The following is a 14,857-nucleotide window of genomic DNA, read 5'->3' as shown; positions in this document are numbered from 1 at the left end:
CCGGTCCGCTTTCATTGATGTTGACTGGAAAACTGCCTTGACTACCTCCTTACGCATGCTCGGCCTGGCCGCAGCCCTGACCATGGCGTGCAACGCCAACGCCGACAGCTTCGTTTCGTCGGCCTCCAGCGCCGGCTCCCAGTCGAGCGGCAGCATTTCCGATTCGCTCAACGGTTCGAGCAACAGCTCCTCGCGCGACAACAAGGTGGCCAATGGTCCCTACCGCATCATCGACGTGGCAGGCACGCCAGGGCGTGACGGCATGACGCGTCTGACCATGCAGGCCGACGCCACGGCAACGCCGCTGGTGCTCGACTTGCCGCAAGCGGCGCTCGACAAGCAGCAACTGGCGCAAGGCGACATGGTGTATGCGCAAAACCGCGCCTACGGCATCGAATTTTCGCGCAACGACACGCGCGCCGCCGTCTTCCTCGTGCTGGCCGACGACTGGTACGGCGAACTGGCCACGCGTCCCGTCAGCCTTTGATTCGTTTTTTCCCGCGCCGCCCGGCACTGCTGCTGGGCGTTTGCGCCATCTTCGGCGCCGGCGCCGCGCAGGCGGGCGCTTCGCTCGCCTCCTCGCGCTTTTGCGACCGCGCGCAGGAACTCACGGCCACGGAACAGGACCGGCTCTTGCGTTTTGCCGCCGTCGTGCGCGAGGAACTGGCCGCCAGTGAAGGCAGCGTGGCCCTGATCAGCCGCTCCGGCCTGGACCTGGCCCGCTTCGGCATCCGCTATTCGCATGCGGCGCTGGCCTGGCGCCACGACAATGACAGCGGCTGGTCCGCGCGCCAGCTGTACTACGCCTGCGACGAAGGCCGCCCGCGCATCTTCGACCAGGGCACGGCCGGTTTCGCCATGGGCACGGAAAACCCCGCGCTCGGCTACATCTCGCTCGTCAAACTGCCCGCCGAAACCGTACCGCCTCTGCGCCGCGCCCTGCTCGACCCCGTGCGCGTGCAGCAATTGCTGGCGGGCCGCTACAGCGCCAATGCCTATGCCTACAGCCTTAAATACCAGAATTGCAATCAGTGGGTGGCGGAAATGCTGGCCGCCGCCTGGGGCGAACTGGCCACGGGTGGCGACTTGCGCGCGCGCGCCCAGGACTGGCTGCGCGCCGCGCCCTATGCGCCCGCCCCCGTCGACGTGGGTGCGCGCTGGCTGATGCTGGGATCGATCTTCGTGCCCCTCGTGCACATGGACGACCACCCGCAGGAAGCCATCGGCACGATGCAGCTGGAAGTGAGCTTGCCGGCCAGCCTGGAAGCGTTCGCGCGCCAGCGCCTGCCCGCCAGCGAGCGCGTGGAAATCTGCCACGACGGCAAGCAAGTGGTGGTGCACCGGGGCTGGGATGCGATCGCCGACGGCTGCGTGCCCGGCGCGAACGACCGGGTCATCGCCCTCGACGATACGCCGCACAGCACTCCCTGACGACAGTCCCTAAGCAGCGGCCAGCGCCGCTTCGACTTGCTCGAACAGGCGCGCCGGCTGCAACCCCTGCCCCATCCGGCGGGCCACCTCGACGCACGCCAGCTGGACCTCGGGCGCGGCCAGCAGGCGCGCCAGCTGCCGCCGCATGCGCCCCGCCGACAGGCGTTTGGCCAGCAGGACATCCCCCACGCCGAGCCGTTTGACCCTCCAGCCATTGTCGAACTGGTCGTACGCGAACGGCACGACCAGTTGCGGGATGCCCGCGCGGAACGCGTCCGCGCTCGTGCCGATGCCGCCGTGGTGCACGACGGCCGCCACGCGCGGCAACAGGGCCGCGAACGGCGCGTGCGCCTGCCACATCACGCCAGGGGGCAAATCCTGCGGCACTTGCGCCGCATGCGGCGTCATGAACAGGCCGCGCCGCCCCAGCCGCCGCAAGACGTCCAGCGCGATGCTGAAATAGCGCTGCGCGTGCTGGTGGCCGGTACCGGGCGTAAAGACGATGGGCGGCGCGCCCTCGCCCAGAAAGCGTTCGAGCTCCGGTGGCAGGGCCGCGGCGCCATGCGTGGCGGCGCCGGCGAAACCAGTTTGCACGAAATGCGGCGGCCAGTCCGCCTGCGGGGCGGCGAACCAGGCGGGAAACAGCCCCAGCGAAGCATCCGGCGCGGCCAGCATGTGCGCAAAAAAATGCGATTCCGGCGGCAAGCCGTGCTGCGCGCGCGCGGCGTTCAGGCCAGGCAGCATCAGCGGGTCGATCATCGTGCGGTGGATCATCCGCCACAGGGCCTGGCGCCAGGCCAGCGGCACCCAGGCGGGAATGCGCAGGGAACCCGTCGTCAGCAAGTCATGGCTGCTGCACACATTCGATGGCGCCAGATACGCCGCGACGATGCGCAGGTCTGGCCGCGCCGACCTGGCCAGGGCCGCCATCGGCACGAGGATGGGGTGGCACAGCACCACGCAATCTTCACCGTCCGGCAAGCCTTGCACGACGCCGCGCACGGCGCCCAGATGCGGCACGAGGCCTTTCCATATCACGCCCCAGCCCTTGCGCTCATCCCACAGGCCGGAGTCCCCGAGCATGGCCTGGCCCTCTGCCGCGCTGCCAAAGGTGTGATATGGCAGCCTGGACGCCTGCGCGGCCGCTTCCTGCCAGCCCGGCACGAGCAGCAACACGCGCCGGCCCCGCTGTTGCAAGCCCTGCGCCAGCGCGATAAACGGCTGCATGTCGCCGCCCGTGCCGCTGCTGGCGACAATGACGAGCGGCGCGGTGGCCGCCTGGCCCGCCGATGCGTCAGCCCGGGACAGCATCGAGCGCCTCGCCGATCGCATAGAATCGCCCGTCGGCGATGTAATGCAGGCTGCGCCACGATGGATCGGCGTCCTCGAAATGCCAGTGCCCGTCACGGAACACGCGCGTGTCGGCCCAGGCGCCCACCACTTCGCCGATGAACAGGTCATACGCGGCCTGGTTGTGGGGCTCGGGGATCAGACGGCAAGCCAGCCAGGCGGAACAGCCGGCCACGAACGGCAAATCGTATCCGTCCATGTGCAAAAGCCGCACGCCGGCGCGCGCCAGTTTGTCGGGCTGCGCATCGAGGCCGTGCGTGCCGACGGCGTGGGTCAGCTGCAGCTGCGCCGCCGTCGGCACCTGGATGACGAACGTGCCGCTGCCTTCGACGAGCGCGCGCGTGCGCGTCGCCTTGTCCAGCACCACGGTCAGTTTCGGCGGCGCGAAATCGAGGGCGCAGGCCCAGGCGGCGGCCATCACGTTGTCGATACCGCCATGGCGGGCCGAGACGAGGATGGAGGGGCCGTGATTGAGCAAACGATAGGCTTTTTCCAGCGGCACGGCGGCGACGTGGCCGTGCGCATCGTCCCGTTCATTCAGCGGCAGCAGCATGTCCCACTGGTCCATGCCGGGTCCGAAACCGTCCGGCGTCACCTTGACCGGTTCAAAGCCGAAGCGCGCATAAAAGGCCTGCGTATGCTGGCTGGTGTTCATGCTCACCTTGACGACACCCGGCACGGCGCGGATGGCGTCCAGGCGCGCCTGCGTCAGCGCCCGGCCCAGTCCTTGCCCATGCAAGTCCTGCGCCACCATGCCCCAGCACAGGCTGGCGACGGTGCCGCCCGCCTCCAGCGCATGGCCGCCGCAGGCGACGATGTTCCCGTCGCGTTCGATGACCAGGTAGGGATGGGTCGAATTTTCCAGCCAGGCGGCAAAGTCCGCGCGCTCGGACGGGTCGAAAAAGCGCGGCGTATTGCCGTCGAAAAGGGCGAGGCAGGCATCGCGGTCGCCGGCCTGGTAAGGACGCACTGTTTGCATTTGTTGTACTTAAAAAAACATGAATGGCAATTATAAGGGGCGCGCGGTCAAGCCAGTTGTTCCGGCCCGACGACGTGCACGCCCGGCGCGCCAGCCAGCGCCGCTTCCAGCAAGGCGCTGGCGATACGTGGCGCGGGATTGATGCGCCAGCGGCGCGGCAGCACGGGGCCCAGCACGCGCAGCAGGCGCAAGGCAGCGCCCTCGCCCGCCCGCGCCTCGTCGCGCTCGCCGCCGATCAGGCCCGGCCGCACGTGGGTAAGCGATCTAAAACCCAGCGCTTCGAGGTCGCGTTCCAGCTCGCCCTTGACGCGGTTGTAGAAAAAGCGCGAAGCCGCGTTGGCGCCGGCGGCGGAATTGAGCGCATACGTGCGCGTGCCGGCCGCCAGCGCCAGCCGCGCCGCGGCAAGCGGATAGTCATGGTCGACCCGCCAGAACGCCTGCCGCGTACCGGCCACCTTCATCGTCGTGCCCAGGGTGCAGATGACGGCATCCGCCTGCCACCAAGGGGCGTCCAACGGCAAGCGGTCAAAGTCAACGCGCGGCGCCTCGAGCTTGGGATGGCCGGGCAACGATTTGCGCACGGGCGCGACGATGGCCGTGACGCGCGCATCCATCAACGCCAGGCGCAGCACTTCGCGGCCCACCAGGCCCGTGGCGCCCATCAGTATCAGTTTCATTCCTTCCCCCCGCAAGCACTGGACGCCACACGATACAGTATCAGGCGCCCGCGTGCGTGTGATAGATCTTGTTCACGATGGTCCATTCGCCCTGTACCTTGAGCAGATTGAAAAAATCGGTGAAGCGGAAGCCCGAGATGTCGTCCGTATCGACGCGCGCGCTGGCCGCCGTGCCCACGATATCGATCCGCGCGATGGCCGCCCTGGCCTGCGGCGACGGCCGGAACGCGCTGTCGATGATTTCAAACAGGCCTTCGATGGGACCGCCCGTCAGTTGATCGTCGCCGTCGACGCCGAAAATGGTGGCCTCGCTGCTGAAGGCCGGGCGCATGATGCTGCTGTCGGCCTGCGCGCCGCCCGCATTGTATTGATTCAGCACGGCGACGATGGCCTGGTATTCCTGCACATAAGTGGTGGTGTTCATGTTGCGCTCCTTGGTTGGGTGAAAAGAAAAATCAGTACTGGCTTGCGGGCCAGTCGGTGTAGCCGCTGGCGCCGCCGCCGTAATACGCCGCGCGCGGCGCCACGGCCAGCGCCACCCCATGGCGCAGGCGGGCCACGAGGTCCGGGTTGGCGATGAAGGGACGGCCAAACGCCACGGCATCGACCTTGCCTTCGGCGCGGCGCGCCAGCGCCAGCGGCAGGTCGTAATGGTTGTTGCCGATGTAGGGGCCGTGGAACAGCGCCCGCAGCGCGTCGAGGTCGACGCCATCGGGCACGTCGCGCGAGGTGGCCGTCGCGCCCTCGACGAAGTGCAGATAGGCCAGTCCGTGCCGGTTCAACTGTCCGATCAAATAGCCATAGGTGGCCATCACGTCGCTGTCGACGGGCGTGTTGCCCGCGTCGGGCGTGACGGGCGACAAACGGATGCCTACCTTCGCCGCGCCCCAGATGTTCACCACGGCCTGCGTCACTTCCAGGGTCAGGCGCGCGCGGTTGTCGATGCTGCCGCCATAAGCGTCCGTGCGCCGGTTGGTGGAATCGCGCAGGAACTGGTCGAGCAGGTAGCTATTGGCCGAATGCACCTCGACGCCGTCGAAACCGGCGCGCAGCGCGCATGCGGCCGCATGCGCATACTGGGCGACGATGCCGGCGATTTCCCCAGTTTCCAGCGCGCGCGGCATGGAGACAGCTTGCATGCCGCTGGCCGTGTAAGTGCTGCCCTCGGCCCGGATGGCGGAAGGCGCGACGGGCGCGGCGCCATCTGGCTGCAGGCTCGTGTGCGAAAAGCGTCCCACATGCCACAGCTGGCAGACGATCTTGCCGCCGGCCGCATGCACGGCATCGGTGACCAGCTTCCAGCCCGCCACCTGCGCGTCGGACCAGATCCCCGGCGTCAGGGCATAGCCGCGTGCCTGGGGCGAGATGTTCGTCGCCTCGCTGATGATCAGGCCGGCGCTGGCCCGCTGGGCGTAGTACTCGGCGTGCATGGCGTTCGGCACGCCATCGTCGCCCATGCGGCTGCGCGTGAGCGGCGCCATGACGATGCGGTTGGCCAGGGCCAGCGCGCCCAGATCGACTGGAGAAAATAAATCGCTTTCATGTTGTTCGCTCATCGTATTGCTTTCGTATTCTGTGAGAAAAACCGGCAATAACTGACCGGTCGTCTAGTATATGATTAAAAAAAACGGCTAGGACAGCAGCCGTTGCGTGGTCGACATGGCGGCGTCGAACGGTCCGCCGTTCCGGGCCACCTTGACCATCAGCGAAGCGCCCAGCCACAGCTGGTACAGCGATTCGGCCAGCACGCGCGCCGGCGTCGCCGCCGCCACGGAACCGTCGAGGCGGCCCGATTCGATGCACTGCGTCAGGCGGTCCAGGATGGCGCCCGTGCCCTGCTGCAGCACGGCGCCCATGTCCACGGACAGGTCGCACACTTCGGCACCCAGCTTGACCACCAGACATTTGCCTTCCGGGGCGCTGTCGGCCTGGGTCGTGCTCCAGTAGTCAAAATAGGCCAGCAGGCGCTCGCGGGCAATGCCAGGCCCCGCCAGCAAGGCGTCGACCGTCTGCAGATAGGTGGTGAAGTAATCGTCGAGCAAGGCCTGGCCAAACTCTTCCTTCGACTTGAAGTAATAGTAGAACGAGCCTTTCGGCACGCCGGCCGCCGCCACCAGTTCGGCCAGGCCCACGGCCGTATAGCCCTTCTCAGCCATCAGGGCCTTGGCGATGTCGATCAGGTGCTGACGCATGTCGGCGGAAGATTTTTTGCTCATGCGGCCAGTATAGCAAAAAATCTGACCGGTCGTCTAGTAAGCCATTGCCTGCTCCGCCATCACCCCAGGCGCAGGGCCAGCGCCGCCAGGGTCACGAGCAGCACGGGCACGGTCAGCACGATGCCGACGCGGAAATAGTAGCCCCAGGAAATGTGGATGTTCTTGCTGTCGAGCACATGCAGCCACAGCAAGGTGGCCAGGCTGCCAATTGGCGTGATCTTCGGTCCCAGGTCGCTGCCGATGACGTTCGCGTAGATCATCGCTTCGCGCACGGCCCCCTGCACCGTCGTCGGGTCGATGGCCAGCGCGCCCACCAGCACCGTCGGCAGGTTGTTCATCACGGACGACAGCAAGGCCGTCAGCACGCCCGTCCCCATGGCCGCGCCCCACACGCCGTACTGCGCGAAGTGGTTCAGCATGCCCGTCAGGTAAGCCGTCAGGCCCGCATTGCGCAAGCCGTACACGACCAGATACATGCCCAGCGAAAAGACGACGATCTGCCACGGCGCATGGCGCAGCACGTGGCGCGTGGAAATCACGTGGCCCCTGCCGGCCACCACCAGCAGCAGCGCGGCGCCCACGGCGGCGATCAGGCTGATGGGCACGCCCAGGTGCTCCTGCGAGAAAAAGCCCACCAGCAGCAGCGCCAGCACCAGCCAGCCGGCGCGGAAGGTAGCAAGGTCGCGGATGGCGGCGTCAGGGCGTTTCAGCTGGTCGATTTCATAGTCGCGGGGAATATCCTGGCGGAAAAAGAGCAGCAAGGCGGCCAGGGTCGCCAGCACGGCGACGACGTTGACGGGCACCATCACGGCAGCGTACTCGGCAAAGCCGATCTTGAAGAAATCGGCCGAAACGATATTGACCAGGTTCGACACCACGAGCGGCAGGCTGGCCGTGTCGGCGATGAAGCCGGCCGCCATCACGTAGGCCAGGGTGGCTTTCGCGGAAAACTTCAGCGCCCGCAGCATGGCGATGACGATGGGCGTCAGGATCAGCGCGGCGCCGTCATTGGCGAACACGGCGGAGACGAGCGCGCCCAGCAGGACCAGCAGCACGAACAGTTTTCTGCCGCTGCCCCCGCCCCAGCGCGCCACGTGCAGCGCGGCCCACTCGAAGAAGCCGGCCGCGTCCAGCAGCAGGCTGATGATGATCACGGCAACGAAGGTGCCCGTGGCGTTCCACACGATATGCCAGACGACGGGAATGTCGCCCCAATGGATCACGCCGGCCAGCAAGGCGACACAGGCGCCGATAACGGCGCTCCAGCCGATGCCCAGGCCGCGCGGTTGCCAGATGACAAGGACCAGGGTGGCGAGAAAGATGAGGAAAGCGGTCAGCATGGGGCGTGGTTCCGTTCGATGCGGCATCGCGGGCACCATGCGCCGCAGCCTTGGACATTCAATACTTCAATGATAGTGGAATTATTGAATTAATGCAAAATCTCCTGGCCTGTACGCTGGTGCAAAAATACTCCAGCCTTCCAGCCTCATCATTATCTTTAGGCAACTAATTCAGTGTATAGTCCAACGACAACACGATCCGTGAAAAGAGGCGCCGGTGACAACCGTATATCAGACATCAACGATGGGCGAGGCGCGCGTGCGCATCGCCCTGGTGGACCGAGACGGCGCCGACCTGCTCGTCCACCGCGTGGGCAGCCGGGGTCTGGCGCAGGGCGACGCCCTGTGGTTCATCACGCGCGAGCCCCAGAACGCGAATGTCCACGTGTACTTCACGTCGCAAGGCATGGCAGAGCTGAGAGTGTGTTTTGTCGACAACCGTGGTGAAGCAGGCTGGACAAAACCACATCCTTTGCATGGCCGGCTATAAGAATGCAATGCTGTTTTCCCGATGACAGGAGTGATCACCATGGATTTGATTTTGCTGGAACCCGGCAACGGGGAACTCGTGTTTGGCAAGACGCCGGACGATGGCAGCGGCAGCATTGGCGGCAGCCTTGTGGACGCCGGCTGGCGCGACAACCCCGCCCTGCGGGACCTCGGCCGCTGCATCGAGCTGGTCTCGTTGCACCAGGGCATGAAGCAGCAAATCACGACGGACGTCAGCAATTCGGCACGCACGTCGGGGCGGCCCGTGATCACGGAATTTACCTGCGTCAAATATGTCGACCGGACCTCGGTCAACTTGTACGACCTGTGCCTGCGCGCCGAACCACTGGGCAGGGGTGCGGCCCAGCCGACCAAGCTGTACATCGCACGCAACTCGGGCGACAGGACGGCCAACATCATGACCATTTGGCTGCGCGACGCCATCATCAGCGAAATCCAGCTGCAAACCCATCCCGATGACATGCCGACCGAGCAGTTCAAGCTGAATTTCACGGAAATCCTCTGGAGCCACAGCGTGCAGCAGGCCGACGGCAAGCCTGCCTCCCAGCACACGACAGGCTGGAGCCTGGCGCGCAACCGGCCGATCGGCGCCTTCACAGGCTAAGCAAGGCCCCTACTCTTCCAGCCCTCCCCCCAGCGCCTTGTACAAGGCCACGGCCGACTTGAACTGGTCGCGCCGGACGTCGAGCAAGGCTTGCTGGGCCGCATACGACTGGCGCTGCGCGTCGAGCAATTCCAGGCGGCTGTCCTGGCCCGCGTCGTAGCGCAGCTGCGACAGGCGCAGGCGCTGCTGCGCCGCCGCGACCACGCGCTGCTGGGCATCGATCTGCTGCGCGTACGTGGCGCTGCCGGCCAGACCGTCGCGCACTTCACGAAACGCCATCTGGATGGCCTGCTCGTACTGCAGCACGGCGACGTCCTTGCGCAAGCGCGACAGTTGCAGTTCCGCGCGCAGCTGGCCGCCCTGGAACAGCGGCTGCGTCACTTGCGGCGCGAACGACCAGCTGCGCGCGCTGCCGCGGAACAGGTCACCGAGCTCCGGGCTGGCAAAACCCAGCGACGCCGTCAGCGACAAACGCGGGAAGAAGGCGGCGCGCGCGGCGCCGATTTCCGCGTTCGCCGCCACCAGCGCGTATTCCGCCTGCAGGATGTCCGGGCGGCGCGCCAGCAAGTCCGACGGCAGGCCGGGCGGCAGCTGCGTCAGCACGGGCTGGCCATCAAGTGCGCGGCCGGGCGGCAGGTCCGTTGGCAGCGGCGCGCCCAGCAGCAATTCCAGGTTGTTGCGCGCCAGGGCACTGGCCCGTTCGCGCGCCTGCACGTCCGCTTCCGCCGTGGCGACCTGCCCTTGCGCCTGCGCCACGTCCAGGCCACTTCCCTGCTGCGCGCCGTGCAGGCGCTGCGTCAGGACCAGCGCCTGGCGCCAGTCAAGCAGGGTTTGGCGGGCCAGCGCCAGCTGTTCCTCGGCCAGCCGCTGTTCCAGGTAGGCGTCGGCCACGGCGCCGATCAGGGCCATGTGCGCGGCGCGCTGGCCCTGCTGCGTGGCCAGGTAGCGGGCAAACGCGGCGTCCGACAGGGAACGCAGGCGGCCGAACAGGTCGATCTCGAACGCGCTCATGGCGATGCCGGCAGTGAACTGATTCTGTGTCACCGCATCGGCGCCGCGTTGGCGCACGCCGCCCGCATTCGCGCCGATGGCCGGAGTGCGGCCCGCATCCTGGATCTGGTACTGGGCCCGCACGGCTTCCACGTTGAGGGACGCCACGCGCAAGTCGCGGTTGTTTTCCAGCGCGATGTCGACCAGGCGCTGCAGGCGCGCATCGAGCAGCATCTGGCGCCAGCCCAGGTCCGCGGCGCTATCTGACGCGGAGACTTCCCCATAGCTGGCCGGTATCGGCGCCGCCGGCTTGACCAGCGGCGGCGTCAAGGAACACGCCGACAAAGCCAGCGCGGCCAGGGGCGTCATAAAGAATAAACGCATTACAATTCTCCTTCCACCGCCTTGACGGCGATGCGATGACTGCGTTTGTTGAAGTACTTGCTCATCTTGTCGACGGCGCCCAGCACCACGACAAAGAACACGGGCACGAAAAACACGGCCAGCACGGTGGCGGTGATCATGCCGCCGAACACGCCCGTGCCGATCGCGTGCTGCGTCTCGGCGCTGGCGCCCGTGGCCAGCATCAGCGGCACGACGCCCAGCGCGAACGCCAGCGACGTCATCAAGATCGGGCGCAAGCGCAATCTAGCCGCCTCCACCGTCGCTTCGACCAGTCCACGTCCTTGCGCCTGCAGCTGGCGCGCATATTCGACGATCAGGATCGCGTTCTTCGCCGACAGGCCGATGATCGTGATCATGCCCACCTTGAAGAACACGTCGTTCGGCATGCCGCGCAACATCACGGCCAGCACAGCGCCCAGCAATCCCAAAGGCACGACCAGCATCACGGAGACGGGAATCGACCAGCTTTCATACAGGGCAGCCAGCACGAGGAAGACCACCAGCATCGACAGCGCCATCAGCATGGGCGCCTGCGAGGCCGATTCCTTCTCTTGCAGCGACTGGCCCGTCCACGCGAGCGCGAAACCGGGTGGCAGCTGCTTCACGAGCCGCTCCATTTCCAGCATGGCGTCGCCGCTCGACACACCCGGTGCCGCGCTGCCCGAAATGCGCGCCGCAGGATAACCCTGGTAGCGCACCAGCTGCAGCGGCGACTCGCTCCATACGGGGCGCACCAGTTCGCCCAGCGCCACCATGCCGCCCGCGTTATTGCGGATGCGCAGGGCCAGCACGTCGTTCAGCTGCATGCGCGACGGCGCATCGGCCTGGATGATCACCTGCTGCATGCGGCCGGCATTCGGGAAATCGTTGACATAGGTCGAGCCCATGGCCGCCGTCAGCATGTCGGCAATGGCCGTAAACGACACGCCCAGCGCTTCGGCCTTGGTGCGGTCGATATCGAGGCGCACGCTGGCGCCGGGTGGCAAGCCGTCCGGATACACGCCGGCCACCTTGCCGCTTTGCGCGGCCAGTCCCAGCAACTGGTTCTGCGCCGCCTGCAGGGCAGCGATGCCCTGGTTGGCGCGGTCTTGCAGGCGCAGGGAAAAGCCGGACGAGTTGCCCAGTTCATCGATGGCGGGCGGCATCAAACTCATGATGACGCCCTCCTTCGCCTGCGACATGGCCGCCTGCGCCAGCGCCACTTCTTCCTGCGCCGTGGCGCCGTTGCGCTGTTTCCAGTCCTTCAGCATGGTGAACGCCAGGCCCGCATTCGGCCCCGCGCCGGAAAAACTGAAGCCGAGAATAGACTGGTTCACTTCGATGCCGGGCCGCGTGGCCACGTGCTGCTCGTACAGCTTGACGACGTCGAGCGTGCGCTCCATCGTCGCGTCGGACGGCAGCTGGATCGAGGTGATGAAATATCCCTGGTCTTCTTCCGGCAAGAAGGCCGACGGCAGCTGCATGAAAGCCACGCCCAGCGCCGCGACGATGGCGCCATACAGCACCATCGAGCGGCCCGCGCGCTTCACCATCGCCACCACGCCCTTTTCATAACGCGCCGTCATGCGTTCAAAATGGCGGTCGAACCACAGGAAGAAACCCTTCTTGTCGTGGTCGTGCGGGCCGATCGGTTTCAACATGGTGGCGCACAGGGCCGGCGTCAGGCTCAAAGCCAGAAACGCCGAGAACAGGATCGACACGGCCATGGCCAGGGTGAACTGGCGGTAGATCGCGCCGACGGAACCGCTGGCCAGCGCCATCGGGATGAACACGGCCGTCAGCACCAGGGTGATGCCCACCACCGCCCCCGTGATTTCGCGCATGGCCTTCGACGTCGCCTCCTTCGGCGACAAGCCTTCGGTGGCCATCAGGCGCTCGACGGCTTCCACCACGACGATGGCGTCATCGACGATAATGCCGATGGCCAGCACCATGCCGAACATGGTCAGCACGTTGACGGAATAGCCGGCCATCAGCATGACCGTAAAAGTGCCCATCAGCGCGATCGGCGCGACGATGGCGGGAATCAGGGTATAGCGTATCTTTTGCAGGAACAGATACATGACGAGGAAGACCAGCACCATCGCTTCGAGCAGGGTGACGACGACCTTCTCGATCGAGATCTTCACGAACGGCGCCGTGTCGAACGGCACCGAATACTTGATCCCGGCCGGCATGGTGTGCGCCAGTTCGGCCATGCGCGCACGCACGGCGCTGGCCGTCTGCACGGCGTTGGCGCCCGGCGACAGCATGACGGCGGCGCCCGACGCGGCTTGCCCGTTTTCGCGGATGCTGAAGTTGAAGCTTTGCGCGCCCAGCGACACTTTCGCCACGTCGCCGATGGTCACTTTCGAGCCGTCCGCATTCGCGCGCAGGACGATGGCGGCAAATTCGGCCGGCGTTTGCAGCTGGCCCTGCACCGTCAGCGGAATGGTCACGCGCTGGCCGTGCACGGCGGGCGAATCACCGAGGCGGCCCGGGGCGATCTGCGCATTTTGCTGCGCGATGGCGGCCGTCAGCTCGCCCATGGCGATGTTGTACGACACGAGCTTGGCCGGATCGACCCAGATGCGCATGGCGCGCTCGGAGCCGAACAGCTGCACCTTGCCCACGCCGGGAATGCGGCGCAGTTCTTCCGTCACGTTGCGCGCCAGGTAGTCGCCCAGCGCCACTTCATCGTGCTGGCCATTGTCGGAAATCAGGCTGACGATCATCAGGAAGCCCGACGACGCCGATTCCACCGTCAAGCCGTTTTGCCGCACGGCTTGCGGCAGGCGCGGTTCGATGGCTTTCAGGCGGTTCTGCACGTCCACCTGGGCCATTTCCGGATCGGTGCCGGGCTGGAAGGTGACGGTGATCGAGGCCGAACCCGACGTATCGGTGGACGACTCGAAATACAGCAGGTGCTTGACGCCCGACAGTTCGCGTTCGATCAGGCCGACCACGGAATCGTTCATGGTTTGCGGCGTGGCGCCAGGGTAGTTGGCGCTGATGCTGACGCTGGGCGGCGCCACCGAGGGGAATCGCGCAATCGGCAATTGCGGTATGGCGATCAGTCCGAACAGGACGATAAAGACCGCCACCACCCACGCAAAGACGGGGCGGTTGATGAAAAATTGAGGCATGTCGTTAAACTTTCAATATGTACGAGTCAGCGCACGGCACTGACGACAGGTGCGGTGGCCACGGCGGCGGCGCGCTTCCACGGTTGCGGCGCGGCGGTGACGCCCGGCTGCAGGCGTTCCTGGCCTTCGATGACGACGGTTTCGCCCGCCTTCAGGCCGCCGTTGACCACGTACTGATGGTCGATCACATCGCCCACGGCGATCGTTTTCAGGCTGGCTTTGTTCGTGCCATCGAGCACCCAGGCCTGCGCCTGGCCGCCGCTGCTGCGCAAGACGGCCTGCTGCGGCAGCAGCACGCCATTTTCCTGCACGGCGCGGGCGATGCGGGCGCGCACGAACATCCCCGGCAACAGCTGGCGCTGCGGATTGTCGACCAGCACGCGGATGACGGCGTCGCCCGTGCCCGCATCGACGCTGATGCCGGAGAACAGGATGCGTCCCGTGACGGGATGCGGCTGGCCATCCGCGCCCAAAATGGTCACGGGCAGCTTGTCCGCGCCCCCGTTGCCCGAGGCTTGCAAGGCGGCCAGCGCGGCGGCCGGCTGGCGCACGTCGACGTACACCTTGTCGATCTGCTGGATGCGCGCCATCGGCGTCGCATCGGCCAGGCCCACGAGCGCGCCTTCCGTCACCAGTTCGGAGCCGATGCGCCCGGCAATCGGCGCCTCGATGCTGGCAAAAGCGAGGTCCAGGCGGCGCCGCGCCAGGGCCGCGCGTGCCTGCGCCACGGTGGCCACGGCCTGCTCGCGCTGGGCCACGGCGTCGTCATACGCCTGGCGGCTGATGGCGTCCGCCTCCACCAGCGGTTTCAAGCGGTCTGCCTGGCTGCTGGCGCGCTTCGCCGTGGCCACCGCATGCTGCAGGGCGGCGGCGGCCGAATCGACGTCCGCCTGGAATGGCGCCGGGTTCAGCTGGAACAGCTTCTGTCCCGCTTTCACTTCGGCGCCCTGCTCGAACTGGCGGCGCAGCACGATGCCGCCCACCTGCGGGCGGATATCGGCCGTGCGGAAGGCGGCCACCCTGCCCGGCAATTCATCGCTGAGGACAACGGGCGCCGCTTGCAGCTTGAGCACGGTGACGGCGGCGGGCGGCGCGGCGCCTTCTTCCGGCGCGGGTTTGGAACAGGCGGCAAGGCTGAGCAGTGCCGCGGCGATCAACATGTTTTTCCTGGTGAGGTACTGTACTGGCATGACTTTTCTCTATGGCTGATCCCAACCGGCGGTCCGGTCG

General features: G+C 66.5%; 14 protein-coding genes and 1 pseudogene. 4 read left to right on the top strand and 11 right to left on the bottom strand.

The genetic code is table 11. The annotated features are described in order from the left end of the window. Nucleotides 1-55 precede the first annotated feature (55 nt). Nucleotides 56-487 carry a hypothetical protein gene (locus tag CLU90_RS03160; protein ID WP_100427151.1) on the top strand — a complete coding sequence of 144 codons (432 nt, stop codon included), beginning with the start codon at nt 56-58 and terminating at the stop codon, nt 485-487. Next, a complete protein-coding gene (locus CLU90_RS03155) occupies nt 484-1,431 on the top strand; it encodes a DUF2145 domain-containing protein (protein ID WP_442906657.1) in 948 nt (315 codons plus the stop codon). Before CLU90_RS03160 ends, CLU90_RS03155 begins: the two co-directional genes overlap by 4 nt. A 9-nt stretch (nt 1,432-1,440) precedes the next feature. Here the strand turns inward: CLU90_RS03155 and CLU90_RS03150 are convergent, their stop codons facing one another. The 8 genes and pseudogenes from CLU90_RS03150 to CLU90_RS03120 form a co-directional block, all read right to left on the bottom strand. Next, the gene (locus tag CLU90_RS03150) at nt 1,441-2,742 is read right to left on the bottom strand and encodes a glycosyltransferase (protein ID WP_100427150.1); all 1,302 of its coding nucleotides are present in this window, start codon (nt 2,740-2,742) and stop codon (nt 1,441-1,443) included. Continuing rightward, nucleotides 2,726-3,334, bottom strand: a complete 609-nt coding sequence (locus tag CLU90_RS29810; RefSeq protein ID WP_232731367.1) for a flavin reductase family protein — start codon at nt 3,332-3,334, stop codon at nt 2,726-2,728. The genes CLU90_RS03150 and CLU90_RS29810 overlap by 17 nt, the downstream gene beginning before the upstream one ends. Nucleotides 3,335-3,388: 54 nt before the next feature. Further along, a pseudogene (locus CLU90_RS29805) lies at nt 3,389-3,760 on the bottom strand (GNAT family N-acetyltransferase); the annotation flags it as partial. Nucleotides 3,761-3,807: 47 nt separating this feature from the next. Beyond that, complete coding sequence (locus tag CLU90_RS03140) at nt 3,808-4,437, bottom strand: NAD(P)H-binding protein (protein ID WP_100427148.1); 630 nt, start codon at nt 4,435-4,437, stop codon at nt 3,808-3,810. Between the two features lie 40 nt (nt 4,438-4,477). After that, on the bottom strand, nt 4,478-4,861 hold the full coding sequence (locus CLU90_RS03135; RefSeq protein ID WP_092719385.1) for a nuclear transport factor 2 family protein: 384 nt from the start codon (nt 4,859-4,861) through the stop codon (nt 4,478-4,480). Nucleotides 4,862-4,892: 31 nt separating this feature from the next. Next, entirely contained in the window at nt 4,893-5,993 is a 1,101-nt protein-coding gene (locus CLU90_RS03130; RefSeq protein ID WP_100427147.1) for an alkene reductase, read from the bottom strand. A gap of 75 nt (nt 5,994-6,068) precedes the next feature. Further along, nucleotides 6,069-6,653, bottom strand: a complete 585-nt coding sequence (locus CLU90_RS03125) for a TetR/AcrR family transcriptional regulator (RefSeq protein WP_198511134.1) — start codon at nt 6,651-6,653, stop codon at nt 6,069-6,071. Between the two features lie 59 nt (nt 6,654-6,712). Continuing rightward, nucleotides 6,713-7,993, bottom strand: a complete 1,281-nt coding sequence (locus tag CLU90_RS03120; RefSeq protein ID WP_100427146.1) for an arsenic transporter — start codon at nt 7,991-7,993, stop codon at nt 6,713-6,715. A gap of 217 nt (nt 7,994-8,210) precedes the next feature. Here CLU90_RS03120 and CLU90_RS03115 point away from each other — a divergent pair, with 217 nt between their 5' ends. Further along, nucleotides 8,211-8,483: a DUF6150 family protein gene (locus CLU90_RS03115; RefSeq protein WP_100427145.1), complete on the top strand. Its 273-nt coding sequence runs from the start codon at nt 8,211-8,213 to the stop codon at nt 8,481-8,483. Nucleotides 8,484-8,522: 39 nt separating this feature from the next. Then, on the top strand, nt 8,523-9,107 hold the full coding sequence (locus tag CLU90_RS03110) for an Hcp family type VI secretion system effector (RefSeq protein ID WP_100427144.1): 585 nt from the start codon (nt 8,523-8,525) through the stop codon (nt 9,105-9,107). Nucleotides 9,108-9,116: 9 nt separating this feature from the next. Here the strand turns inward: CLU90_RS03110 and CLU90_RS03105 are convergent, their stop codons facing one another. Genes CLU90_RS03105 through CLU90_RS03095 form a run of 3 tightly spaced genes read right to left on the bottom strand, consistent with a single transcriptional unit; the run spans nt 9,117 to nt 14,787 of the window. Next, nucleotides 9,117-10,481: an efflux transporter outer membrane subunit gene (locus CLU90_RS03105; RefSeq protein ID WP_100427143.1), complete on the bottom strand. Its 1,365-nt coding sequence runs from the start codon at nt 10,479-10,481 to the stop codon at nt 9,117-9,119. Further along, nucleotides 10,481-13,627, bottom strand: a complete 3,147-nt coding sequence (locus CLU90_RS03100; RefSeq protein ID WP_092719368.1) for an efflux RND transporter permease subunit — start codon at nt 13,625-13,627, stop codon at nt 10,481-10,483. Before CLU90_RS03100 ends, CLU90_RS03105 begins: the two co-directional genes overlap by 1 nt. A gap of 26 nt (nt 13,628-13,653) precedes the next feature. After that, nucleotides 13,654-14,787 (bottom strand): efflux RND transporter periplasmic adaptor subunit, encoded by a 1,134-nt coding sequence (locus CLU90_RS03095; RefSeq protein ID WP_232731053.1) that lies wholly within the window; start codon nt 14,785-14,787, stop codon nt 13,654-13,656. Nucleotides 14,788-14,857: the final 70 nt, after the last annotated feature.

The organism is Janthinobacterium sp. 67 (genome assembly GCF_002797895.1).
Classification (GTDB): Bacteria; Pseudomonadota; Gammaproteobacteria; order Burkholderiales; family Burkholderiaceae_D; genus Janthinobacterium.
Note: the sequence above shows the minus strand (reverse complement) of the source record. Positions and strands in the feature narration are given on the sequence as shown.

What these genes read in the sequence shown, in the direction of transcription:
- CLU90_RS29810 (WP_232731367.1), bottom strand. Translation starts at nt 3,334, where the DNA reads ATGCTGCTGCCGCTGAATGAACGGGACGATGCGCACGGCCACGTCGCC.
- CLU90_RS03140 (WP_100427148.1), bottom strand. Translation starts at nt 4,437, where the DNA reads ATGAAACTGATACTGATGGGCGCCACGGGCCTGGTGGGCCGCGAAGTG.
- CLU90_RS03095 (WP_232731053.1), bottom strand. Translation starts at nt 14,787, where the DNA reads ATGTTGATCGCCGCGGCACTGCTCAGCCTTGCCGCCTGTTCCAAACCC.
- CLU90_RS03150 (WP_100427150.1), bottom strand. Translation starts at nt 2,742, where the DNA reads ATGCTGTCCCGGGCTGACGCATCGGCGGGCCAGGCGGCCACCGCGCCG.
- CLU90_RS03135 (WP_092719385.1), bottom strand. Translation starts at nt 4,861, where the DNA reads ATGAACACCACCACTTATGTGCAGGAATACCAGGCCATCGTCGCCGTG.
- CLU90_RS03130 (WP_100427147.1), bottom strand. Translation starts at nt 5,993, where the DNA reads ATGAGCGAACAACATGAAAGCGATTTATTTTCTCCAGTCGATCTGGGC.
- CLU90_RS03120 (WP_100427146.1), bottom strand. Translation starts at nt 7,993, where the DNA reads ATGCTGACCGCTTTCCTCATCTTTCTCGCCACCCTGGTCCTTGTCATC.
- CLU90_RS03105 (WP_100427143.1), bottom strand. Translation starts at nt 10,481, where the DNA reads ATGCGTTTATTCTTTATGACGCCCCTGGCCGCGCTGGCTTTGTCGGCG.
- CLU90_RS03160 (WP_100427151.1), top strand. Translation starts at nt 56, where the DNA reads ATGCTCGGCCTGGCCGCAGCCCTGACCATGGCGTGCAACGCCAACGCC.
- CLU90_RS03125 (WP_198511134.1), bottom strand. Translation starts at nt 6,653, where the DNA reads ATGAGCAAAAAATCTTCCGCCGACATGCGTCAGCACCTGATCGACATC.
- CLU90_RS03110 (WP_100427144.1), top strand. Translation starts at nt 8,523, where the DNA reads ATGGATTTGATTTTGCTGGAACCCGGCAACGGGGAACTCGTGTTTGGC.
- CLU90_RS03100 (WP_092719368.1), bottom strand. Translation starts at nt 13,627, where the DNA reads ATGCCTCAATTTTTCATCAACCGCCCCGTCTTTGCGTGGGTGGTGGCG.